The organism is Catellatospora sichuanensis (genome assembly GCF_007483665.1).
Classification (GTDB): Bacteria; Actinomycetota; Actinomycetes; order Mycobacteriales; family Micromonosporaceae; genus Catellatospora; species Catellatospora sichuanensis.
Map to the genome: position 1 here is coordinate 36,448 of NZ_ML660190.1, position 23,558 is coordinate 60,005.

At 72.4% G+C, this 23,558-nt stretch carries 20 protein-coding genes; 10 read left to right on the forward strand and 10 right to left on the reverse strand.

What is annotated here, in order from left to right; all coding sequences use genetic code 11:
• Positions 1–51 precede the first annotated feature (51 nt).
• Positions 52–1,206 (forward strand): pyridoxal phosphate-dependent aminotransferase, encoded by a 1,155-nt coding sequence (locus FLL47_RS11990; protein WP_144120568.1) that lies wholly within the window; start codon positions 52–54, stop codon positions 1,204–1,206.
• Positions 1,207–1,295: 89 nt separating this feature from the next.
• On the opposite strand, the gene FLL47_RS11995 is transcribed toward FLL47_RS11990, so the two are convergent.
• The 3 genes from FLL47_RS11995 to FLL47_RS12005 form a co-directional block, all read right to left on the reverse strand.
• A complete protein-coding gene (locus FLL47_RS11995; protein ID WP_144120569.1) occupies positions 1,296–1,811 on the reverse strand; it encodes a mycothiol transferase in 516 nt (171 codons plus the stop codon).
• 130 nt (positions 1,812–1,941) lie between these two features.
• A complete protein-coding gene (pntB, locus tag FLL47_RS12000; protein ID WP_186315682.1) occupies positions 1,942–3,399 on the reverse strand; it encodes a Re/Si-specific NAD(P)(+) transhydrogenase subunit beta in 1,458 nt (485 codons plus the stop codon).
• Positions 3,400–3,402: 3 nt separating this feature from the next.
• Positions 3,403–5,001: a Re/Si-specific NAD(P)(+) transhydrogenase subunit alpha gene (locus FLL47_RS12005; protein ID WP_246157839.1), complete on the reverse strand. Its 1,599-nt coding sequence runs from the start codon at positions 4,999–5,001 to the stop codon at positions 3,403–3,405.
• Between the two features lie 221 nt (positions 5,002–5,222).
• Here FLL47_RS12005 and FLL47_RS12010 point away from each other — a divergent pair, with 221 nt between their 5' ends.
• Positions 5,223–6,137, forward strand: a complete 915-nt coding sequence (locus FLL47_RS12010) for a DMT family transporter (protein ID WP_144120570.1) — start codon at positions 5,223–5,225, stop codon at positions 6,135–6,137.
• Positions 6,138–6,248: 111 nt separating this feature from the next.
• Here FLL47_RS12010 and FLL47_RS12015 read toward each other — a convergent pair whose 3' ends face one another.
• Genes FLL47_RS12015 through FLL47_RS12025 form a run of 3 tightly spaced genes read right to left on the reverse strand, consistent with a single transcriptional unit; the run spans position 6,249 to position 9,520 of the window.
• Positions 6,249–7,250, reverse strand: a complete 1,002-nt coding sequence (locus FLL47_RS12015) for a TIGR03842 family LLM class F420-dependent oxidoreductase (RefSeq protein WP_144120571.1) — start codon at positions 7,248–7,250, stop codon at positions 6,249–6,251.
• Positions 7,251–7,259: 9 nt separating this feature from the next.
• Positions 7,260–8,666 (reverse strand): dihydropyrimidinase, encoded by a 1,407-nt coding sequence (gene hydA, locus FLL47_RS12020; protein WP_144120572.1) that lies wholly within the window; start codon positions 8,664–8,666, stop codon positions 7,260–7,262.
• Between the two features lie 14 nt (positions 8,667–8,680).
• A complete protein-coding gene (locus tag FLL47_RS12025) occupies positions 8,681–9,520 on the reverse strand; it encodes a nitrilase-related carbon-nitrogen hydrolase (RefSeq protein WP_144120573.1) in 840 nt (279 codons plus the stop codon).
• A gap of 410 nt (positions 9,521–9,930) precedes the next feature.
• On the opposite strand from FLL47_RS12025, the gene FLL47_RS44705 reads away from it, so the two are divergent.
• The 4 genes from FLL47_RS44705 to FLL47_RS12045 all read left to right on the forward strand — a co-directional run bounded on the left by FLL47_RS44705 (position 9,931) and on the right by FLL47_RS12045 (position 13,890).
• Positions 9,931–11,307, forward strand: coding sequence for a fibronectin type III domain-containing protein (locus FLL47_RS44705; RefSeq protein ID WP_186315683.1), 1,377 nt, complete (start codon positions 9,931–9,933; stop codon positions 11,305–11,307).
• 204 nt (positions 11,308–11,511) lie between these two features.
• Positions 11,512–12,378 carry a PAC2 family protein gene (locus FLL47_RS12035; RefSeq protein ID WP_144120574.1) on the forward strand — a complete coding sequence of 289 codons (867 nt, stop codon included), beginning with the start codon at positions 11,512–11,514 and terminating at the stop codon, positions 12,376–12,378.
• Positions 12,379–12,630: 252 nt separating this feature from the next.
• Positions 12,631–13,452, forward strand: a complete 822-nt coding sequence (locus tag FLL47_RS12040) for a GntR family transcriptional regulator (RefSeq protein WP_144120575.1) — start codon at positions 12,631–12,633, stop codon at positions 13,450–13,452.
• Positions 13,453–13,521: 69 nt separating this feature from the next.
• On the forward strand, positions 13,522–13,890 hold the full coding sequence (locus FLL47_RS12045; RefSeq protein WP_144120576.1) for a hypothetical protein: 369 nt from the start codon (positions 13,522–13,524) through the stop codon (positions 13,888–13,890).
• Positions 13,891–14,078: 188 nt separating this feature from the next.
• Here FLL47_RS12045 and mshC read toward each other — a convergent pair whose 3' ends face one another.
• Positions 14,079–15,320 carry a cysteine--1-D-myo-inosityl 2-amino-2-deoxy-alpha-D-glucopyranoside ligase gene (gene mshC / locus FLL47_RS12050; RefSeq protein ID WP_144120577.1) on the reverse strand — a complete coding sequence of 414 codons (1,242 nt, stop codon included), beginning with the start codon at positions 15,318–15,320 and terminating at the stop codon, positions 14,079–14,081.
• 88 nt (positions 15,321–15,408) lie between these two features.
• Here mshC and FLL47_RS12055 point away from each other — a divergent pair, with 88 nt between their 5' ends.
• On the forward strand, positions 15,409–15,996 hold the full coding sequence (locus tag FLL47_RS12055; RefSeq protein WP_144120578.1) for a DUF3090 family protein: 588 nt from the start codon (positions 15,409–15,411) through the stop codon (positions 15,994–15,996).
• Positions 15,997–16,149: 153 nt separating this feature from the next.
• Complete coding sequence (locus tag FLL47_RS12060; protein WP_144120707.1) at positions 16,150–16,950, forward strand: SCO1664 family protein; 801 nt, start codon at positions 16,150–16,152, stop codon at positions 16,948–16,950.
• A gap of 43 nt (positions 16,951–16,993) precedes the next feature.
• Here the strand turns inward: FLL47_RS12060 and FLL47_RS12065 are convergent, their stop codons facing one another.
• Positions 16,994–17,299, reverse strand: coding sequence for a GNAT family N-acetyltransferase (locus tag FLL47_RS12065; RefSeq protein ID WP_144120579.1), 306 nt, complete (start codon positions 17,297–17,299; stop codon positions 16,994–16,996).
• A gap of 135 nt (positions 17,300–17,434) precedes the next feature.
• On the opposite strand from FLL47_RS12065, the gene FLL47_RS12070 reads away from it, so the two are divergent.
• Positions 17,435–20,614, forward strand: a complete 3,180-nt coding sequence (locus FLL47_RS12070; protein WP_222106039.1) for a DEAD/DEAH box helicase — start codon at positions 17,435–17,437, stop codon at positions 20,612–20,614.
• 8 nt (positions 20,615–20,622) lie between these two features.
• Entirely contained in the window at positions 20,623–21,795 is a 1,173-nt protein-coding gene (locus FLL47_RS12075) for an Lsr2 family DNA-binding protein (protein WP_144120580.1), read from the forward strand.
• A gap of 81 nt (positions 21,796–21,876) precedes the next feature.
• On the opposite strand, the gene FLL47_RS12080 is transcribed toward FLL47_RS12075, so the two are convergent.
• Together FLL47_RS12080 and FLL47_RS12085 are read right to left on the reverse strand one after the other, a co-directional pair.
• Positions 21,877–23,013: an XdhC family protein gene (locus FLL47_RS12080; protein WP_144120581.1), complete on the reverse strand. Its 1,137-nt coding sequence runs from the start codon at positions 23,011–23,013 to the stop codon at positions 21,877–21,879.
• Entirely contained in the window at positions 23,006–23,557 is a 552-nt protein-coding gene (locus FLL47_RS12085; protein ID WP_144120582.1) for a nucleotidyltransferase family protein, read from the reverse strand. Before FLL47_RS12085 ends, FLL47_RS12080 begins: the two co-directional genes overlap by 8 nt.
• Position 23,558 lies beyond the last annotated feature (1 nt).

Genomic DNA, 23,558 nt, shown 5'->3' on the forward strand with positions numbered 1-23,558 from the left:
GTCGCGTATTGGTCCTGTCCGCCGCACCCACAGGCATGGATCATCGAGTCCATGACCGTCTCCCCCGGCCCGGAGTCCGCCCGTCCGGCGAGGTTCCCCGCGGCGTCGATGTCGGACCTGGTGGACCGGCCCGTCCGGTACGACCTCGCCGAGAGCACCTGCCCCCCGCTGCGGCTCGGCGAGCTGCTCGACAACGACGCCGCCGCCCGGCTCGGCGCGCTCGAGATCGGCTACGGCACCAGCCAGGGCGACACGGAGCTGCGCGCCCTCATCGCCGCGGGCGCGGGCGTGACGCCGGGCGAGGTGCTCGTCACCGCGGGCGGCAGCTCGGGCATGTTCCTGCTGGCGTTCACGCTCTGCCGGCCGGAGGACCATGCGGTCGTCGTGACGCCGTGCTTCCCACCCGCGCGGGCCGCGCTCGACGCCATCGGCTGCCGGGTGACGCCGGTCGCGCTGAGCTTCGACGACGGGTACCGCCTCGACGTCGACGCGGTCGCCGCCGTGCTGACGCCCGAGACCCGGCTGGTGTCGCTGGCCTCGCCGCAGAACCCGTCCGGCGTCCGCTTCACCGAGCAGGAGCTGCGCGATCTGCTCGACCGGATCGAGGCGCTGGCCCCGCAGGCGGCCCTGCTGGTCGACGAGACCTACCGGCAGGCGAGCTACGGTGCGGCGGCGGTGCCCCGCTCCACCGCGAGCCTGTCGCCGCGGGTGGTGACCTGTTCCTCGGTGTCCAAGGCGCACGGTGCTCCCGGCATCCGGGTCGGCTGGCTGACCGTCACCGATCCCGCGCTGTACGAGTCCCTGCGGGTGGCGAAGTTCAACACGCTGATCACCGGCTCCGGGGTGGACGAGCTGCTGGCCGCCGAGGTGCTGCGCCGCGAGGAGCAGATCCTCGGCGAGCGACGGCAGGCGCTGGCCACGGCGCTGGACACCCTGGACCGGTGGGCGGCCGAGCACCGGGACGTGGTGGAGTTCGTACGTCCCGACGGCGGCGCGCTGTGCTGCCTGCGGCTGCGCGCCGACCGCTTCGACGACCAGGCGGTGCACCGCTTCTACGGGTCCCTCGCGCAGCGGGAGACCCGGGTCGGGCTGGGCGGCTGGTTCGGCGAGCCGGACCGGGTGTTCCGCCTCGGCTTCGGCCACCTGCCGGCCGCGGACTTCCGGACCGCGCTGGACCGGGTGGCGGAGGCCCTGTCTGCCGCCTGACCGTCGCGGTCAGGCGATCCGGACGCGTGCCGGGCGCGACGGCCGGGCGCTGTCCGGCCGGCCGGCACGTGCACCACGTCGGCGGCAGATCAGCGTTTGGCGGTCCGCATGAGTCCCCGGATGTAAGCGGCCTGGCCCGCGTGCGCGACGTCGTCGTTGGCGACGCTGACCAGCCGCACGCCCATGGAGACCGGCGGGTCCCAGCGCTCGTCGACGATCCGGTCGAGGTCCTTGGGCTTCAGCCCGAGCAGCAGGTCCCGGGTGCGGGCGGCGACCGCGTCGAAGTATTCGACCAGCACCTCCGGCCCGTCGGGGCGCACCGCCGCGACCTGCTTGGCGGTGTGCCCGTAGCCGGTGTCGCCGGGATTGGCGCGCAGCCCGAACCGCTGCGCCCACGGGCCGCCGGCCCAGAGCTGATCCTCGCCGAGCAGGTCCGCGACATGGTCGTCCTGGATGCGGGTGAGGTGCCAGACGAGCCAGCCGATGGTGTTCGCGCCCGGCGCCGGAGCCCAGTGCAGTTGCTCGGCGGTCAGGCCGTCGACCGCCTCGTGGACCATCTCGGGAATCCGGTCGAACAGTTCGACGAGCAGGCCGTCCACATTCACCCGAGTCAGCCCTTCCTGACGCCCGCGGCCGCCGACCGGACACCCGCTGCGCGGACTGTCTGCGAAGTCCGGTCCGCCACCTTCGCACAGTATCGCGAAGGTGGCGGACGCAGACCGTGAAGCGGGAAGGTCAGGCCGCCACCGGCACCCGGCGGGCGTCGCCGGCCTCGCGCTGCGCGCCGACCACGGGGCCGAGCGCGCCGACGATGTCCTCGACCCGCGCCTTGGCGTCGCCGAACAGCATCCGGGTGTTGTCCCGGTAGAACAGCGGGTTCTGCACCCCGGCGTAGCCCGCGGCCATGGACCGCTTGAAGACGATCACATGCTCGGCCTCCCACACGTGCAGCACGGGCATGCCCGCGATCGGGCTGCCCGGATCGGCGGCGGCCGGGTTGACGGTGTCGTTGGCCCCGATGACCAGCACCACGGAGGTGCCCGCGAAGTCGTCGTTGATCTCGTCCATCTCCAGCACGATGTCGTAGGGCACGTCCGCCTCGGCCAGCAGCACGTTCATGTGCCCCGGCAGCCGCCCGGCCACCGGGTGGATGCCGAACCTGACCTGCACGCCCCGGGCGCGCAGCCGGCGGGTCAGCTCGGCCACCGGGGCCTGCGCCTGCGCCACGGCCATACCGTAGCCCGGCGTGATGATCACCGAGGTGGCGTCGCGCAGCAGGGCCGCGACGTCCGCGGCCGAAGTCTCCCGGTGCTCGCCGAGGTCGACGTCCGCCCCGGCGACCTGCTCGGTGCCGAAGCCGCCCGCGATGACGGACACGAAGGACCGGTTCATCGCCTGGCACATGATGTACGACAGGTACGCGCCCGACGAGCCGACGAGCGCTCCGGTCACGATCAGCAGGTCGTTGTCCAGCAGGAAGCCCGACGCCGCGGCCGCCCAGCCGGAGTAGCTGTTCAGCATCGACACCACGACCGGCATGTCGCCGCCGCCGATGGAGGCGACCAGGTGCCAGCCGAGCGCGAGCGCGACGACGGTGACCGCGACCAGCAGCCCCAGCTGGGGCGTGATGACGAACCACACGGTCAGCACCACGAACGCGACCAGCGCGCCGAGGTTCAGCACGTGCCGTCCGGGCAGCATGAGCGGCCGGGACGCGATGCGCGCCGACAGCTTCAGGTACGCCACGATCGAGCCGGTGAAGGTGACCGCGCCGATGAAGACGCCGACGAACACCTCAGCGTGGTGGATGTGCAGCAGGGAACCGGTGAGCGCGGCCGGTGCCGCGTGCTCGACCTCGAGGAAGCCGTTCCAGCCGACGAGCACGGCGGCCAGCCCGACGAGGCTGTGCAGGATCGCGATGAGCTCGGGCATGCCGGTCATCTGCACGACCCGGGCCCGCCACAGCCCGATCCCGCCGCCGATCAGCATGGCGAGCACCAGCAGTGCGGCACCCGCCGCGCTGATGCTGCGGGTGGCGAGGGCGATGGTGGCGGCCAGCGCGACGGTCATGCCGCAGATGCCGTACACGACGCCCGCGCGAGCGGTCTCGTGCTTGGACAGCCCGGCGAGGCTCAGGACGAACAGCAGGGCGGCGACGATGTACGCGGCCTGCACGGCGGTGATGGCGGTCATGGATCAGCCCTTCGAGAACATGCCGAGCATGCGCCGGGTGACGGCGAATCCGCCGATGATGTTGACAGTGGCCAGCAGGATCGCGGCCGAGGCGAGCACGGTGACGGCGAGGCCGCCGCCCTGCCCGATCTGCAGCAGCGCACCCACCACGATGATCCCGGAGATCGCGTTGGTGACCGACATCAGCGGCGTGTGCAGCGCGTGGTGCACCTTGCCGACGACGTAGTAGCCGATGACGACGGCCAGCGCGAACACGGTGAAGTTGCCGACGAACTCCTTCGGCGCGAACGCGGTCAGCCCGAACAGCACCGCCGCGCCCAGTCCCACGTAGGTGAAGGCGCGCCGCGACGACACCGGCCCCTTCACCGGAACCGGCGCGGGCGCGGGCGCGGCGGCCGCCGGGGCGGCCGACACCTGCACCGGAGGCGGGGGCCAGGTCTTCTCGCCGTCGCGGGCCACCGTCATGGAACGCTGTACGACGTCGTCGAAGTCGAGCACCAGCCGGCCGTCCCGGCCCGGGGTGAGCAGCTTCATCAGATTGAGCAGGTTGGTGGCGTACAGCTGCGAGGCCTGGGCCGGCAGCCGGGCGGGCAGGTCGGTGTACCCGATGATCGACACACCGTTGCCGGTGACGACCAGCTCGCCGGGGACCGTGCCCTCGACGTTGCCGCCCTGCGCCGCGCCCATGTCGACGATGACGCTGCCGGGACGCATGCTCGCCACGTGCTCGGCGGTCAGCAGCCGCGGCGCCGGGCGGCCCGGGATCAGCGCCGTCGTGATGATGATGTCGACCTCGGCCGCCTGCTCGGCGTAGAGCTCCGCGGCGCGGCGGTCGTAGTCGGCCGACGTCTGCCGGGCGTACCCGTCACCGCCGCCCGCCTGCTCGACCGCCACGGCGAGGAACTCGCCGCCCATCGAGCGCACCTGCTCGCCGACCTCCGGCCGTGGGTCGGTGGCGCGTACGATCGCGCCGAGGCTCTTCGCGGCGCCGATCGCGGCCAGTCCGGCCACGCCGGCTCCGGCGACGAGCACCTTGGCCGGCTGGACCTTGCCCGCCGCCGTGACCTGCCCGGCGAAGAAGCGGCCGAAGGTGTGCGCCGCCTCGACGACCGCGCGGTAGCCGGCGATGTTCGCCATCGAGCTGAGCACGTCCATCGACTGCGCGCGGGAGATGCGCGGCACCGCGTCCATCGCCAGCACGCTCACCGAGCGTTCTGCCAGCGCGTCGACCAGCTCCGGGTGCACGGCCGGTCCGATCAGGCTGATCAGGGTGGTGCCCGCGCGCAGCCCGTCGACCTCGGCCGGCGACGGCGGATTGACCTTGACGATGACGTCGGCCCGCCAGCACTCGTCGCGGCTGCAGATCTTCGCGCCCGCCGCCTCGTAGACATCGTCGGCGAAGCTCGACCGCAGGCCCGCCCCGGACTCGACCTCGACCTCGTAGCCGAGTTCCACCAGTTGCCGCACCACCGTCGGCGTCACCGCCACCCGGGTCTCCGCCGCAGCCGACTCCGCCGCGACACCCAGCCGCTGCGCCGTGGCCGGACCTTCTCTGGTACCCGTGAGCCCGTCCGGCTCCACCAGGTCATGCTGCTGTCCCACCACGACTCCTGTCGACACTGACTTGATCAATCGAGATGACAGTCATGGTGTGGCCACGACACAGCGACAGTCAATGAACGCGCCGAGTAATCGAAGCCACACTTGCGCGGGCACCCTGCGCAGGGAGCATCGATACCCGCCCCGAGTTACCAAATCCACAGCCACGCGGTCACGTTGACCGTTCGGCGTACGCCGAACCGTCCCGGCCATACGGTCGAGCCATGACGATCAAGACTGCGCCACGTTCGGACAACCGGCTGCTGCCGCTCGCCGCGGCACTGGTGACAGTGGTGCTGTGGGCCTCGGCGTTCGTGGCGATCCGCTACGTCGGACGTGAGCTGTCCGCCGGCGCGCTGTCCCTGGGCCGGTTGGTCGTGGCCGCCGTGGTGCTCGGCCTGATGATGCTGCTCGACGACCGCCGCGCCGCCACGCCGACGCCCTGGCCGAGCCGCCGCCACTGGCCGCGACTGCTGACCGTCGGCATCGTCTGGTTCGGCCTCTACAACATCGCGCTCAACCAGGCCGAGCGGCTGGTCGACGCGGGCACCGCCGCGATGCTGGTCAACGTCGGGCCGCTGCTGATCGCGATCCTGGCCGGGCTGCTGCTCGGCGAGGGCTTCCCCCGGTCGCTGATCACCGGCAGCATCGTCGCGTTCGCCGGTGTCGTCCTGATCGGCACCGCCACGTCGACCACCGCGGGCGTCGACCTGTGGGGCGTGGTGCTGTGCCTGGTCGCCGCGGTGTCGTACGCGGTGGGCGTGGTCGCGCAGAAGCCGCTGCTCGCCGATCTGTCGGGGCTGCGGGTCACCTGGCTGGCGTGCGTGATCGGGGCGGTGTGCTGCCTGCCGTACGCGCCCGTGCTGGTACGCGAGCTGTCCGCGGCGCAGCCGTCGTCGATCGCCTGGCTGGTGTACCTCGGCGTGTTCCCGACCGCCCTCGGCTTCACGACCTGGGCGTACGCCCTGGCCCGCACCACCGCCGGCAAACTCGGCGCGACGACGTACCTGGTTCCGGCGGTCGCGATCGTGCTGGCTTGGGCGCTGCTGGGCGAGGTGCCGCCGGTGGTGGCGCTCGTCGGCGGCGCCCTGTGCCTGGTCGGTGTAGCCGTCTCCCGCCGCACCAGCCGAGCGCGGTGACCCGGACCCGACCCGCTTGCATCGACGCTGGCCTATCTCATCGAATCCGGCCGACGCATTTTCGATGAGATAGGCCAGCGTCTATCATGAGGCGGTGCGTGGGCGGCCGGGTCAGAGTGACTTGAGCGCGGGGATGACCTGCTCGCCGTATGCGCGCATGGTCTCCTCCTTGGCGTCGTGCTGCAGGTAGACCGCGAACTGGTCCACGCCCAGCTCCTTGAGCCGGGTGAGCTTCTCGACGTGCGCCTGCACCGGGCCGAGCACGCAGAACCGGTCCACGATCTCGTCGGGCACGAAGTCGGCGTGGCTGTTGCCGGCCCGCCCGTGCTCGGCGTAGTCGTAGCCCTTGCGGCCCTTGATGTAGTCGGTGAGCGCCTGCGGCACCGCGCCCGTGTCGCCGTAGCGGGCCACGATGTCGGCGATGTGGTTGCCGACCATGCCGCCGAACCAGCGCGTCTGCGCCCGCTGGTAGGGCAGGTCGTCGCCGACGTAGGCCGGGGCGGCCACGCAGAACTTCACCGCCATCGGGTCACGCCCGGCCCGCTCCGCCGCGTCCCGCACCGCTTTGATCATCCAGGCGGCGATGTCGAGGTCGGCCAGCTGCAGGATGAAGCCGTCGGCGACCTCGCCGGTCAGCTTCAGCGCCTTCGGCCCGTACGCCGCGACCCACACCTCCAGCTGCGAATCCGCGACCCACGGAAAGCGCAGCGACGACCCCCGGTGCTCGATCTCGCGGCCGTTGCCGAGCTCGCGGATCACGTGCACCGACTCGCGCAGCTCGGCCAGGTTCATCGGGGGCAGGCCGAGGGTGCGCCGGGCCGAGTCACCGCGGCCGATGCCGCAGACGGTGCGGTTGCCGTACATCTCGTTGAGGGTGGCGAAGGTGCTCGCGGTGACGGTGACGTCGCGGGTGCCGGGGTTGGTCACCATCGGCCCGACGACGACCTTCTCGGTGGCGGCCAGGATCGCGCTGTAGACGACGTACGGCTCCTGCCAGAGCAGGTGCGAGTCGAACGACCACACGTGGCTGAACCCGGCCGCCTCGGCCTGCCGGGCGAGCTCGACGACCCGCCTGGCCGGCGGATCGAGCTGGAACACGACTCCGATGTCCATGGTGTCCTCCTAGACCAGGTAGCTCGACAGGCCGCGCGGCAGGTAGCGGCCGTGGCCCTTGCGGCCGTGGTACTGCCCGCCGGACACCAGCACGCTGCCCCGGGAGATCACCGTGTCGACCTTCCCCGCGATCTCGTAGCCCTCGTAGGCGGAGTGGTCCATGTTCATGTGGTGCGTGTCCACGCTGATCCGGGTGCGGCCGTTCGGGTCGTAGACGACGATGTCGGCGTCGGAGCCCGGCGCGATCGCGCCCTTGCGCGGGTACAGGCCGAACATGCGTGCCGGGGTCGCCGCGATCGTCTCCACCCAGCGCTCCAACGACAGCTTGCCGTCGACCACGCCCTGGTAGAGCAGGTCGACACGGTGTTCGACGCCGCCGATGCCGTTGGGGATCTTCGAGAAGTCCCCCAGGCCCAGCTCCTTCTGGTCCTTGAAGCAGAACGGGCAGTGGTCCGTCGACACGATGGCGAGGTCGTTGCTGCGCAGGCCGCGCCACAGATCCCGCTGGTGGCTCTCCTGCCTGCTGCGCAGCGGCGTCGAGCAGACCCATTTCGCGCCTTCGAAGCCGGGTGCGCCGAGCTGGTCCTCCAGGGTCAGGTACAGGTATTGCGGGCACGTCTCGGCGAAGACGTTGCGTCCGTTGTCGCGGGCTGCGGCGACGGCTTCGAGGGCCTGGGAGGCGGACAGGTGCACGATGTAGAGCGGGGTGTCGCCGGCGACCTGGGCCAGGGAGATGGCGCGGCGGGTCGCCTCGGCTTCGAGTTCGGCGGGGCGGGTCAGGCCGTGGTTGACCGGGTCGGTCTCGCCGCGGGACAGGGCCTGGCCGATGAGCACGTCGATGGCGATGCCGTTCTCGGCGTGCATCATGATCATGGAGCCGTTGTCGCGGGCCTTCTGCATGGCGCGCAGGATCTGGCCGTCATCGCTGTAGAACACGCCGGGGTATGCCATGAACAGCTTGAAACTGCTGATGCCCTCGGCGTCGACCAGAGTGTCCATAGCCTTCAACGACTCGTCGTCGACCCCACCGATGATCATGTGGAAGCCGTAGTCGACGTGGCAGTTGCCCTCGGCCTTGGCGTGCCACGCGGCAAGACCCTCATGCACGTTCTCGCCCGCGCGCTGTACCGCGAAGTCGATGATCGTGGTCGTGCCGCCGAAGGCCGCGGCGCGGGTGCCCGACTCGAACGTGTCCGAGGCGAACGTGCCACCGAAGGGCAGCTCCATGTGGGTGTGCGCGTCCACGCCGCCCGGGATGACGTACTTGCCGGTCGCGTCGATGACCTCGGCGTCCGCGACGACCGGCGCGAGCCCGGGAGCGAACAGGGCGGCGATCGTCTCGCCGTCGACGAGCACGTCGGCGGCGTGGCGGCCGGTGGGCGTGACGACGGTGCCGCCGGTGATGAGGATGGCCATGGGGGTCTCCGCTCTCAGGCCTGGGTCAGCGGGCCGTAGGCGTCGGGTCGGCGGTCGCGGTAGAACGCCCACCGGTCGCGCACCTCGGCCAGCAGGCCGAGATCCAGATCCCGCACCACCAGCTCCGGCTGGTGCGCGTCGGCCGGCTCACCGACGAACCTGCCCTCGGGATCCACGAAGTAGGAGGTGCCGTAGAAGTCGTCGTCGCCCAGGTCCTCGATGCCGACCCGGTTGATCGCACCGATGAAGTACTCGTTGGCCACGGCGGACGCGGGCTGTTCGAGCTTCCACAGATACGAGGAGAGCCCGCGGCTGGTCGCCGACGGGTTGAACACCATCTGGGCTCCGTTGAGCCCCAGCGCCCGCCAGCCCTCGGGGAAGTGCCGGTCGTAGCAGATGTACACACCCACCTTGCCCACCGCGGTGTCGAAGACGGGGTAGCCGAGATTGCCGGGCCGGAAGTAGAACTTCTCCCAGAACCCCTTGACCTGCGGGATGTGGGTCTTGCGGTACTTGCCCAGGTAACTGCCGTCGGCGTCGACGACCGCCGCGGTGTTGTACAGGACGCCGGGCTGCTCCTGCTCGTACATCGGCAGGACCATCACCATGCCCAGCTCGCGGGCCAGGGCCTGGAAGCGCTCGGTGGTCGGGCCCGGGATCGACTCGGCGTAGGAGTAGTACTGCGCGTCCTGGACCTGGCAGAAGTACGGGCCGTAGAACAGCTCCTGGAAACAGATCACCTTCGCGCCCAACGCGGCGGCCTGGCGCGCGTACTCCTCATGCGCCTTGATCATGGATTCCTTGTCACCGGTCCAGGTCGTCTGGACCAGCGCGGCGCGAATGATGTCTGACATGGTGCGATCTCCGTCCTGCTAGCGGTTCGGCTTGGCGAGACGCCCGCCCGCGACCGGGTCCGCCGGGTGCCCACGGGCTCCTCACCACCAGGCCCGTCGCACGGCGCCGGATGCGGACGACGAGGTCGGCATGGTTGGAGTCAACCGGCACGGCAGCGGCAGCGGAATTGGCGCATGGTCCTACATCGACCTGCCGGGCCCCTAAGCCGTTTGTACTGTCCTACAAACCGTTCGCCGCCAGCAGCCACGCCGTCCAGGTTCCACCTCGTGGCTCATGAGGTTCGTTCACGACGAGGCGGTTCCTTTCCGGCGAACTGTCGCTTATCTTGATGCCGCGGGCCCCTGACCGGCTCAGCGCCTTTTCCGGCCGGGCCTCACCCTGCCGTGGCACCGATCAGGGGGAGACACGGGTGGCACAGCCGCATCCCGCGCCGGTACAGCGCGCGAGCGATCTGATCGTCCAGTTAGGGCGGCTGCTGGCCGACATCACGTCCGGGCAGCAGGCCGCGCCGGTGCACCAGCACCTGCTGGACCAGTTCGACGCCACCGTGCACGACTACCGCATCGACGCGATGGAGCTCGGTCGGCAGGAGTTCGCCGACAGCTGGCACGCGATACAGAGCGGCCTCGCCCTGCCGACGGCCGCCTGGGAGCAGGTCGTCCTGCCCACCGTCGTGGCGTTCAGCAACGTACAGAAGATGAAGCTCAACCTGGAGCTGGCGACGTCCTACTGGCTCGCCGCCCGCGCCGCCGTCGACGCGGTGCCCGACTACCCGGCCGCCGCAGCCGCGCTGGTCGCCGCCGAGCACACCACCGCCGAGCACACCACCGTCGAGCACGCCGCCATCGGGCACGCCACACCCGCTGCGCAGCCGTCGCTGCCCGCCTCGCCGTCGCTGCCCGCCTCGCCGCTGCGGCCCTCGACCGCCGACGCCGCCCCCACCGCGGCCCCGCCCGTGGCCGAGGCACGCCCGTCGCGGCCGGGCCCGGAACGCCGGGTGCTGGTGCCGGTCGCGGTCGCCGTACTGGCCACCGCCATCGTCATGCTGATGCTGGTCATCAGACCGACAGGCGACGACCAGCCGGTGTCGATGCAGGACGGACCGCCGTCCCCGATGCTGTCGGCAGGCGTCATGGCCGACGAGAGCGGCCAGCCGGTCACACTGCCGACCGCGCCGCCGTCGGTCAGCCCGGAGCCCTCGCCGATGATCACCAATGAGCCCACCCCGACGCCCAGCTGGACCCCACCGGCACCGCCCACCCCCGGGCCCGGCGCGCCGCCGCCCCCACCCCCGCCCCCGCCGGTCGCTCCGTCCGCGCCCACGCACCTGGTCGCGGTCGCCGCCGACGAGCACAAGGTCTGGCTCTCCTGGTCCGCCCCGGCCAACGGCGGGTCGGGCGGCGTCTCCTACTACCGCATCCTGCGCGACGGCCAGTTCATCGGCTGGACCCGCGACACCAGCGCGACCGTCACCGGCCTCGCGCCGGGCACCTCCTACTCGTTCGCGATCATCGCGACCAGCGCCGCCGGGCTGCAGTCCAAGCCGAGCAACCAGATCACGGCGGTGACCGCGTCCCCGCCACCTCCCACGCCGTCACCGGTCGATCCACCTGCGCCGTCATCGGTCGATCCGCCTCCGCCGTCGCCGGTCGATCCGCCGTCGCCGTCACCGGAGGAGACGACCGCCGAGCCGTCACCGTCGCCGACCGAACCGGAGTCCCCGCCCTCGCCGGAGACCTCGTCACCGGATGCGGTACCACCGACCGAACCCGCAGCAGCGGAGTAACCTCCCTCTCTCGCATGGTGCGCCCGGCCGTGCCCGCGGCGTCCGCAGACGCGCGAGTCCGGCGGTGACCGCGCGGGCCGGGGTCCCGCCGGCGCGTGTCCGCCGACACAGGTCGCGATCATCGCCCTGCGTACCACCTGTTGCGACACGCTCGCGGACCCGACCCGCCTGGACGATCCCGCGCAGCGCCGTAGGCTGACAGGCGTGACCGAGTTCGACGGCCTTCCTGTCCTGCGTTCCCCCGTCGCCATCGCCGCCTTCGAGGGGTGGAACGACGCCGCTGACGCGTCCACTGCCGTGGTAGAACACCTCGAGCAGGTATGGGACGCGCAAGAGGTGGCGTCGGTGGACCCGGAGGAGTTCTACGACTTCCAGGTGAACCGGCCGCTGATCACCCTGGTCGACGACACCCGGCGCATCGAGTGGCCGAGCACCAAGTTCATGGTCGCCTCGCCGCCCGGGGCGCAGCACGACGTGGTCCTGATCCGCGGCATCGAGCCCAGCCTGCGCTGGCGCACGTTCTGCAACGAGATCCTGGAGATCTGCCACAGCCTGGCCATCGAGAAGATCGTGCTGCTGGGCGCCCTGCTGGCCGATGTGCCGTACAGCCGCCCGCTGCCGATCAGCGGCACGGTGACCGGCAAGCACGCCGGTGAGGAGAAGATCCAGCTCACCCCCACCCGGTACGAGGGCCCGACCGGCATCGTCGGGGTGCTCCAGGACAGCGCCTCCCGCGCCGAAATCGACGCGATGTCGTTCTGGGTCCACGTTCCGCACTACGCGAACAACCCGCCGTGCCCGAAGGCGACACTCGCCCTGCTGCACCGCATCGAAGAGGTCCTCGACCTGCCGGTGCCGATGCTGGACCTGGCCGAGGAGTCCGCCGAGTGGGAGGACCGGGTCCGCGCCGCCGCCGCCCAGGACGCCGAACTCGCCGAATACCTCCGCGACCTGGAAGAGCGCGCCGGCGACGTGGCCAAGCCCCTGTCCGGCGACGAGATCGCCGTCGAGTTCGAGAAATACCTCCGCCGTCGCGGCGGCTCCCCCGGCCCCACCCACGGCACCTGGTAACCCCGCCCCGGCCCGCCGCCCACCTCCACCCCACCCGTCACCAGGCGCAACTCTTGAAGAGTTGCGCCTTTCGGCGTGCCCGAAGGCCGCAAGTCTTCAAGAGTTGCGGCCTCCCGACCGGCCTCGGTCGGCCCGGTCCGACCGCAGTGGGGCGCGGTGGGGCGGGCGTTGGGGCGACGTGTCGGGCGACATGCGGTCTGGGGGCGTCCTAGGTCGCTAGGTATTCGGACATTTGTACGGCATGATCGCCTCATGACCGAGACGGGCATCGGCGGGATCAATCCGGGCGCTGCGGAGCACCCGCACCGGCAGATCGCCGCCCAGCTGCGCGCCAAGATCAGACGAGGCGACTGGGCCGCCGGAGAGCAACTGCCCTCCATCCCGGCGCTGGCGCAGATGTACGGCGTGGCGAAGCAGACCGTGCAGCGCACCATCGACCAGCTGAGAGTCGAAGGGCTGCTGATCACCAAGCCGGGCTCCGGCACCTACGTCCGCGGCACCCGGCGGCGGCTCAACAGGCTGTCCCGCGGCCGCTACGGCGCGCACCGCGGCTACCACGCCGACCTGGCGGCCCGCTACCGCCAGCAGCTGACCGAGGTCACCCGGGCCACCCCGCCGGCCGAGGTGGCCGACGCGTTCGGCGTGCCGGACTCGACGCTGCTGGTGGTGCGCCGGCACCTGGTGCGCACCCAGGACGCCGTGGTCGAGGTCGGCGCCGCCTGGTTGCGCCCCCAGGACACCGCGGGCACCTCGCTGGAGCGCCTGGAGTCCTTCGGCCGCCCGCTTTACCAGGAGGTCGAGGAGGTCACCGGCCGCCGTTACGTCACCGCCACCGACACCATCACCGCCCGGCTGCCCACCCGCGAGGAGGCCGAGACGCTGCAGATCCGGCCGGACACGCCGGTGCTGCACCTGCTGCACGTCGCGTACGACGGCGAGCACAAGGTGATCGAGGTGGCGCAGGCGACGTGGCCGGGACCGATGACGACACTGACGGAGGAATACCGGGTGCCCACGCCACGCCCGGACGCCGACCTGGACGGAGATACCGATCCTGGCCTTGTCCTGGGCTAATCTGCGGACTGTCGGGTGCCCGACACCTTTTCGCCTGCGCACCCGCGCGTTCGCCGCAAGGATGGTTGCATGACCCTTCGCCGATTCTCCAACGGAGCGCAGCGAGGTGCCGAGAATCGGCCGGACGGCGCGGTTCCACACTCCCCGCAGGCGCTCGTGGCCCTGCTCGGCGCGCTCGTCGTGCTCGTGATCGGAATAGCCCTGCTCGCCGTGCTGGTGGTCGGCATCGCCGACGGCGTGCCCAGCACCGGCGTGCTGCTACTCGGCGCGCTGACCGTGGGCGTGTTCGCCCTGGCCGCGCGGCTGGGCCACGTCGCCCTGACGTTGCGGCGGCAGGCCGCGGCACCGGCCCGCCCGGCCCGTCTGCGCCAGGCGCCGCCGCAGCGGCCGTCCCGGGTCGCCGTGCGCCCCCGCCCCCAGCCCCGCCCCCGCGCCTGACTCCCACGGCCGGACCGCGCCACCCCCACTTTGACCACCGGACCATCCCGCCACCGGCTGCCGAACTCTAGATCACGACGATCTTGCGCGAACTGTTGCCCTTTTGTCCGGTACGAGCGTGTCGTACCCACAGTTCACGCAAGATCGTCGCGGTGGTGGTTGGGGTGGTGGTGGTTGGGGTGGTGTGGTCAGAGTTTGAGGCCGAGGAGGGCGTCGAGGGTTTCGGCCATGAGGGTGGGGGCCTGGCGGTCGTTGCCGACGCCGGCGAGGGTGTCGTCGGCCCAGGTGTCGATGAGGGCCAGGGCGCCGGGCGTGTCGAGGTCCTCGGCGAGTTTGGCGCGTACGCCGGCCAGCAGTTCGGCGCCGGAGGGGGCGGCGGCGGCACGGGCGGCACGGCGCCAGCGGCCGAGGCGGTGCTCGGCGGTCTTGAAGACCTCGTCGGTCCACTGGCGGTCGGCGCGGTAGTGGTCGCCGAGCAGGGCCAGGCGTACGGCCATCGGGTCGACCTTGTCGGAGCGCAGGCGCGACACGAAGACCAGGTTGCCGCGGGACTTGCTCATCTTCTCGCCGTCCAGGCCGATCATGCCGGCGTGCACGTAGTGCGCCGCGAACGGCGCCTTGCCGGTGAGCACCTCGGCGTGCGCGGCGGAGCACTCGTGGTGCGGGAACAGCAGGTCGTTGCCGCCGCCCTGCACGTCGATGGTCTCGCCGAGCAGTTCGAGGGCGATGACCGCGCATTCGATGTGCCAGCCGGGGCGGCCCGCGCCGAGCACGCCGCCGGGCCAGGACGGCTCCCCGTCGCGGCGGCCGCGCCACAGCAGCGGGTCGAGCGCGTCGCGCTTGCCGGCACGCTCGGGGTCGCCGCCACGCTCGGCGAAGAAGGCCAGCATCTGCTCCCGGGACAGGTTCGACTCGTACCCGAACCGGGGCGCGGCGCTGATGTCGAAGTAGACGTCGCCGGTGCCGTCCTCGAGCCGGTATGCCGCGCCGCGGTCGAGCAGGTCGGCGACCTTCTCGGCGATGACGGGGATCGATTCGACCGCACCCACGTAGTGGCTCGGCGGGATGATCCGCAGGGCCTCCATGTCCTCCCGGAACAGGGCGGTCTCGCGCATGGCGAGCACCTTCCAGTCCTCGCCGTCCCGGGTGGCCCGCTCCAGCAGCGGGTCGTCGATGTCGGTGACGTTCTGGACGTAGACGACGTCGTGCCCGGCGTCGCGCCACATCCGGTTCACCAGGTCGAATGTGATCATGGTCGCCGCGTGGCCGAGATGTGTCGCGTCGTACGGCGTGATGCCGCAGACGTACATCGTCGCGTGCCCGCCCACCGGGCGGCTCGGGAAGGCGCCCTGGCGTGCGGAGTCGAACAGAGCCAGCGGCTGTCCGGCGCCTGGCAGGCGCGGGACGTCAAGACCGGACCACGTTTCCATGGCGCCAGCCTAACCAGCTTTATGCCGAGAGCGGATCTCCCCTCGAGCGGTTACCCGCTGGCGCGGGCGTGACGCTAGGGTCGGAGGCATGACCCATCAGGTGTACGCATTCGAGCCGCCGGAGCGGTTCGTCGCCGGTACGGTGGGTCCGCCGGGCGAGCGTACGTTCTATCTGCAGGCTCGCGGCGGCGGCCGCCTGGTCAGCGTGGCGCTGGAGAAGATGCAGGTCGCGCTGCTGGCGGAGAAGCTCGAGGAGCTGCTCGCCGAGGCGCATCAGCGGTTCGGTGCGGAGCTGCCCGCGGCGGCCGAGGGACCGGCCGACAACGAGCCGCTGGACACCCCCGTGGACGAGGAGTTCCGCGTCGGCACGCTGGGGCTGGCCTTCGACGTCGAGACCAGCACGGTGATCATCGAGGCGATCGCGGCCGAGGAGGTCGAGTTCGACGCCGAGGCCGAGACCGCCGACGATGAGGACGAAGACGAGGACGCGACGCCGGAGATCTCCGACGATCTCGACCGGCTGCGGGTGCGGCTGACCCCGGCGGAGGTGCGGCAGTTCATCGACCGCGCCAAGCGGGTGGTGGCCGCGGGCCGGCCGCCGTGCCCGCTGTGCGGGCAGCCGCTGGACCCGGCCGGGCACCTGTGCCCGCGGCACAACGGCTATCACCGCAGGTGAGATCGTCCGGTGGCGGAGTAGCGTCACCCGGATAGCACGCAGCCAGATCCGAAGGTGAGGTTCGCCATCCCTCCCACCGGCGACCAGACGCACACCGGCGAGCACGGCCCGGTCGGCGCGCAGCAGCAGCGCGGCAGCTCCGGCGACCGCGGCATGGCCGGTGCGCCCGGCGCGCGGTCCTCCGCGGGCGACGGCCCGGCCGAGCTCGGCCGGCTGCTACGCGACGCCGAGATGGAGATCGAGGGCCGGCTGGTCGAGGCCTCCAACACGACGCTGCGCGTGATCCTGTCCGGCGGTGGGCGGTCGGTGCGGGCGGTTTACAAGCCGGTGCGCGGCGAGCGGCCGCTGTGGGACTTCCCGCACGGCACCCTGGCCGCCCGGGAGGTCGCGGCGTACGCGGTGAGCGAGTCGCTCGGGTGGGACCTGGTGCCGCCGACGGTGATGCGCGACGGGCCGCTCGGGCCGGGCTCGTGCCAGCTGTGGCTGGACGAGACGGTGGAGCCTCCGGTCGACTTCGTGCCCGCCGACAAGCTGCCCAAGGGCTGGCTGCCGATCGCCGCCGCCGAGGACGAGGAGGGGCGGCCGTACCTGCTGGCGCACGCCGACGACCCGCGGCTGGCCCGGCTGGCCGCGTTCGACGCTGTGATCAACAACGCGGACCGCAAGGGCGGGCACGTGCTGGCCACCCCCGATCAGCGGGTGTACGGCGTCGACCACGGCATCTGCTTCCACACCGAGGACAAGCTGCGCACGGTGCTGTGGGGGTTCGCCGGACGGGCGGTGCCGCCGGACGTGGGCGCGGCGCTGCGCGCCTTCGATCCGGGTGTGCTGGACGACCTGCTGACCACGGCGGAGGTCGACGCCGTCGGCACCCGCATCAAGCAACTGGTGGCCGACGGCCGTCTACCGCAGCCGCCGGAGGACCGCCACGCCATCCCGTGGCCCCCGATCTGACCGGTCAGGCCGGACTCGAGACGGCAGGACTGCCGACGGGCTGCTACTTGACCCGCTTGGTGCCCTGGGCGGTGATGTCAGCGTAATCAGGGTGCTTCTCCAGCCAGCCGGCCAGGAAGGGGCACATCGGCACCACCGTGCGGCCCTTCGCCCGGGAGTCGTCCATCACCGTGCGGGCCAGCGCACTGCCCACGCCCTTGCCCTCGTACGCCGGGGAGACCTCGGTGTGGGTGAACACGATGACATTGCCGGTGAGCTGGTACGTCATGAACCCGGCCACCGCCTGCTCCGCGCTGTCGCGGGCCTCGAACCGTTCGCGCTCGGGCGCGTCCGTCACGTCGATCGACATCCGGCCATCGTAGCCCGCAGCCCCGGTGTGACCGACGTTGCGGCTGGTAGGCGGTGATGTGCGCGCGGGGCCGGGACGGTGGGCGTGAGAGGATCGGCGGCGGTCCCCTCGTACGGCGAATCCGGAGGTCCGCGCGTGTTGGTCGCGCACTGCGTGTACACCGCAGACGGCAGCTGGGAGTTCTGGGCCGAGGACGCGGACCTGCGGGCCGCGCTGCCCGCCCAGCGCGAGCGCCGCACCCGGCGGCCGCGTACGCATCCGTTCGCGGTGACCGCCTCGTCGCTCGGCGCGGCGCTGGGAGCGCTCGGAGACCCGAGCGGCGACCTCCAGACGGGCTGGTCGGTCCTGGCTCTGCCGGCGTACGGCGGTCGGCCGACGCCGTCGGCGGAACTCGGCACCGGCCCGGAGCCGGACCACCTGGCCGCGTTCGTCGTGCCCACGCTGCGGATGGACGCCACGGCGGCACTGCGGCTGCTGCCCGGCCTCGCCCCGATCGGCGGGGCCACCGTGCGCTTCGCGACCGCGCTGACGCGCGCGGCTGCCCACCTGGTCGGCAGCGGGCTGGTGACCCCGGCGCTGACCTGGGATGAGGAGAGCCGGTACTGGTTCGCCGACTGGCGGGCGGCCTCGTCGCTGCAGGTCGCCGCCGTACGCATCCCGCTGCTCGCGGCGATGCCCCCGGCGTTGCGATGCTGGCTCTACGACGACGAGGTCGCCCTCGCCCCGGCCGACGCGGTGTTCGACGCGGCGCTCGACTCGATGGTGGACGCGCTGGCCAACGAGGCGGTGTCCGGCCTGGGCCCGGCCCTGCTGCCGGCGCCCCGAGGGCGGGCCACCCGGCAGACCCAGGCCGCCGAGCAGGTGCTCACGGCCCTCACCTCCGCCGACAACGTCATAGATGCGGAGCAGCTCAACCCGTACGAGGCGAACCGGTTGTCGGAGACCCTGGACACGTGGCGGGAGGGCGGCAGGTCACGGACCGGTGGGCTGGTGCGCACCTGCCTGCGCCTGATCGCCCCCGGCGACGACGCCGCGCCTGGCTGGACGGCCGGAAGGGGCCGCGCGGGCGAGCCGGAAAGAGCGCCCGGTCCCGACGGCGCAGCCGGAGCAGACGCGACCAGGGCTGAGGACCAGGACGAGGGCGGCATCTGGCGGCTGGAGCTGCTGCTGCAGTCGCACGAGGACCCGTCCCTGGTCGCCGGGGCGGCCGAGGTGTGGCGGCTGGACGGCAACGCGCTGCTGTTCGCCGAGGCCGGGCTCGATCCGCAGGCCGCGCTGCTGGCCGGACTCGGCCGGGCCGCGCAGCACTACCCGCCGCTGGCGCGGGTGCTGCGGCAGGCCGCGCCGGTCGGCATGGCGCTGGACGGCGAGGACGCGCTGATCTTCCTGCGCCGGCACGCGTCGGCGCTGACCGCGGCAGGTGTCGGGGTGCTGCTGCCCGCCTGGTGGAGCGGCCCGCGGCCGCGGCTCGGGCTGCGCCTGAACGCGCAGACGCCGCCGCAGCCGGGCATCGTCGCCAAGGAGTCCCGGCTCGGCATGGACTCGCTCGTCGAGTACGCCTGGCAGGTGGCCCTCGGCGACGAGGTGCTCACCGAACAGGAGCTGGCGGCGCTGGCCGAGGCGAAGTCGCCGCTGGTGAAGATACGCGGGCAGTGGGTCGAGGTGGACCAGGCCCGGCTCGCCGCCGGGCTCAAGCAGCTCGGCAGGTCGCGGGGGCGTCCGATGACCGCGCGGGACGTGCTGCGCGCGGGCCTGCTCGGCGAGGGCGCCGAAACCGGGCTGCCGATGGTCGGGGTCGCCGCCACCGGCTGGCTCGGCGAGCTGCTGGCCGGCGGCCCGGCAGGCAGGTTCGCGGCGCTGCCGACGCCGGACGGGTTCGGCGCGCTGTTGCGCCCGTACCAGGAGCGCGGACTGGGCTGGCTGTCGTTCATGGATGCGCTCGGCTCGGGCGCGGTGCTGGCCGACGACATGGGCCTGGGCAAGACCATCCAGGTGCTGGCGCTGCTGGAACGCGAACGACAGCAGGCCCCGGGGCAGGGCCCGACGCTGCTGGTCTGCCCGATGTCGCTGGTCGCGAACTGGCAGCGGGAAGCGTCACGGTTCGCGCCCAAGCTGGCCGTGCACGTGCACCACGGTGCGGAGCGGTTGACCGGCGAGCAGTTCCGCGCCGCGGTCGCGGGCGTCGACCTGGTGCTGACCACGTACAGCCTGGCGCTGCGGGATCAGAAAGGCCTGGCGGAGGTGGGCTGGCGGCGCATCGTGGTCGACGAGGCGCAGGCGATCAAGAACGCGGCGGCCAAGCAATCGCGGGCGATCCGGGCGCTGCCCGCACCACGGCGTATCGCGCTGACCGGCACCCCGGTCGAGAACCGGCTGGCCGACCTGCATTCGATCATGGAGTTTGCCAGCCCCGGCCTGCTGGGCAGTGCGGAGTCGTTCAAGCGGCGCTTCGCCGTGCCGATCGAGCGGGACGGCGACGAGCAGGCGGCAGCACGGCTGCGCCGGGTGACCGGCGCGTTCATGCTGCGCCGGGTCAAGACCGACCCGAGCATCATCTCCGACCTGCCCGACAAGATCGAGATGACGGTGGCCTGCAACCTGACACGCGAGCAGGCGACGCTGTACCAGGCGGTGCTCGACGACATGCTGCGCCAGGTCGCGCAGGCCGACGGCATCGACCGTCGAGGCCTGATCCTGGCCACGCTGACCAAGCTGAAGCAGGTCTGCAACCACCCCGCCCAGCTGCTGAAGGACGGCTCACGGATCGCCGGGCGGTCTGGCAAGGTGGCGCGGGTCGAGGAGATCTGCGAGGAGGTGCTCGCCGCCGGTGAGAAGGCACTGCTGTTCACGCAGTTCGCCGAGTTCGGCGGGATGCTGTCCGAGCACCTGTCGGCGGTATTCGCCCAGCCCGTGCCGTTCCTGCACGGCGGGGTGGACCGCAGGACCCGCGACGGCATGGTCGCGGCGTTCCAGGGCGAGGGCGGCCCAGGGCTGTTCGTGCTGTCGCTCAAGGCCGGCGGCGTCGGGCTGAACCTGACCGCGGCGAACCATGTCATCCACGTCGACCGCTGGTGGAACCCGGCCGTCGAGAACCAGGCCACCGACCGGGCGTTCCGCATCGGGCAGCGCCGCGACGTGCAGGTGCGCAAGCTGATGTGCGCGGGGACCCTGGAGGAGCGCATCGACGCGGTACTGGAGCAGAAGAAGGCCCTCGCCGAGGCGACCGTCGGCAGCGGCGAGGCGTGGCTGACCGAGTTGTCCACCGACGCGCTGCGCGACCTCGTCGCGCTGAACCGCGACGCGGTCGTCGAGTAGGGGCGGGCATGGCACAGCACGACGAGCACGACCTGGACGAATGGCACAACCCCGGCGAGCACGATCTGGACGGGTGGCCGCCCGCCGAGCACGAGCACGACCTCCACGAGGCCGACCTCGGCACCGACGCGGGGGCGGACCGGTCGTGGCGAGGCTTCCCGTCCGCCAAGCCGCGGCTGCCTGCCGACGGGATCCGGGCCCGTAGCCGGCGCGGCGACATCGCCACGACCTGGTGGTCGCGCCGTTTCCTGAAGGCCATCGAATCGCCGGAGACCGCGAGCCGGCTCAGCCGCGGCAAGTCGTACGCGCGCTCCGGCCAGGTGCTCTCGCTGGTGGTGTCACCCGGCGAGGTGACAGCGCAGGTGCAGGGCTCCCGGGACGAGCCCTACGCGGTCACCGTCGCGGTGGCGCCGTTCACCGCGTCCGACTGGAAGCGGGCCGTCGGCGGGCTGGCCGAGCAGGCCGCGTTCAGCGCCGCGCTGCTGGCCGGACGGATGCCCGAGGACATCGAGCAGGCTCTGGCGCCGCTGGGCATGTCGCTGTTCCCGGCCATGCGCGGACTGCGTCTGACGTGCTCGTGCCCGGACTGGGGCAACCCCTGCAAACACGCGGCGGCGGTGTGCTACCTGCTGGCCGAGCAGTTCGACGAGGACCCGTTCACCATCCTGCACTGGCGCGGCATGCCCCGCGCCGAGCTGCTCGACGCCCTGCGGGCGCACCGGCTAACGCAGGGCGGCGGCGCCCCCGAGGGCACCGGTGAGCGCGACGAGCTGCGCGGCTTCTGGACCAGCGGGCCGCTGCCCGCGCCGCCGCCCGCCGACCCGCAGGCGGCGGCCCGGCTGCTGCAGCGGCTCGGCCCGCTGGGCCTCGCGGTCCGTGGCGTCGACTTCGCACAGGCCCTGACGCCCGCGTACGAGGCGATGGTGCGGCACCGCTGGTCATCCCCGGTGCTGACCGGAGAGGCGGCCGAGCCGTTCCCGCCGCCCGCCTCGACACCGGAAGCGGACACGGCATCGGAAGCCGCTGCGCCAGAGGCGGACCCGGCACCCGAACGGGTGGCGCCGCCGGGTGCGGTCGAGATCCGGGCCTGGGCGCGACGTCACGGCATCGCCGTCAACGAGCGCGGCCGCCCACGTGCCGAGGTCGTGCAGGCCTACCTCGCTGCGCACCCGCGCCGCTGACAGGTCGACGCGGCTGCGTACGCGCACCCGCGCCGCTGACCGTCGGCGGCCTCGGCCTGCGCGCACGCCGCGGACCGCCGGTCAGCGGCCCAGCGGGCCCGCACGGTGGATCGGTCCGTCCACCTCGGACAGTACGGCGCCGGTGCCGCCCCAGCGCAGCGCGACGATCTCCGCGGCGATGCTGACCGCGGTCTCCTCCGGGGTGCGCGCCCCCAGGTCCAGACCGATCGGCGAGCGCAGCCTGCCCAGCTCGGTCTCGGTCAGGCCGTCCTCGCGCAGCCGGGCCAGCCGATCCTCATGGGTGCGGCGGGAGCCCATCGCGCCGACGTACGCCACCGGCAGCCGCAGGGCCAGCACCAGCAGCGGCACGTCGAACTTCGGATCGTGGGTGAGCACGCACAGCACGGTGCGCCCGTCGACGCGCTGCGCGGTGACCTCACCCTCCAGGTAGCGGTGCGGCCACTCGACGACGACCTCGTCGGCGAACGGAAAACGTTTCGGGGTGGCGAACACGGCTCGCGCGTCGCAGACCGTCACGTGGTAGCCCATGAACGAGCCGATGCGCGCCACCGCGGCGGCGAAGTCGATCGCCCCGAACACGATCATGCGAGCGGGCGGGGCGTACGAGTTCACGAACACGGCCAGCGCGTCGCCGCGGCGCTCGCCGTCGGGGCCGTAGTGCAGCGTCCCGGTGCGCCCGGCGGCCAGCAGCCCGCGCGCGTCGTCGGCGACGGCGTCGTCGAGCCTTGCGGAGCCGAACGTGCCCGCGACCCCGCCCTCCTCGATGACCATCCGGTGCCCGAAGCGCGGCGAGTCGGCCGGGGCGATGCAGGTCGCCACGGCCACGGGGCGGCCCGCCCGGACCGCCGCCACCACCTCACCGAGCTGCGGAAACGTCTCGCGTGACACCTGCTCGACGAACACCTCGATGATGCCGCCGCAGGTCAGGCCGATGGCGTACGCGTCGTCGTCGGTGACGCCGTAGCGCTGCAGCACCGGCCGCGCCCCCGGGTCGGCGGCGACGTCGGTGGCCAGCTCGTACACGGCGCCCTCGACGCAGCCGCCGGAGACGCTGCCGACGGCCTCCCCGCCCGGCGCGACGAGCATGGACGCACCCGGCCGCCGCGGCGCGGACTGCCAGGTGCGCACCACGGTCGCCACGCCGGCGACCCCGCCGGACTCCCAGACCCGGAACAGGTCGTCGAGCACGTCACGCATGGGGGACGTCCAGGTCCGCGCCGTCGGATACGTCGTCGCAGGGCACCGTCTCCACGTCGCGCTTGGCCAGGTACGGCCGGGCCCCGACGTCGCCCACGGCGAGCGCCGCCGCCCCGGCCCAGTGGTCCCGGCCGAGCAGCACCGGATGCCCGCCGTCCCCGCCGTAGGTCGCGACGCGCAGCGTGGCCGGGCCCGCGCCCGCGCCGACCCGGCGCACCGCCTCGGCGGTGATCCCCGGGGTGTCCACCAGCAGCACCACTACAGCGTCCACCTGCGGCGGCAGCGCCGCCAACCCGGCCCGCAGGGACGAGCCCATACCGGTCCGCCAATCCTTGTTGACCACCACGAACGCGCCGGGCAGCGCCGGCGCGCGCCCGGCTCCCGCGCCGAGCACGACCACGATCGGATCGCAGTCCCCGTCGCGCAGCGTCCGCAGCGCGTGTTGCACCATCATCTCCCCGTCGCCCGGCACCGTCGCCAGTGCCTTGGGCATCCCGTAGCGCCGCCCGGCCCCCGCCGCGAGCAGCAATCCCCCGACCGCCATA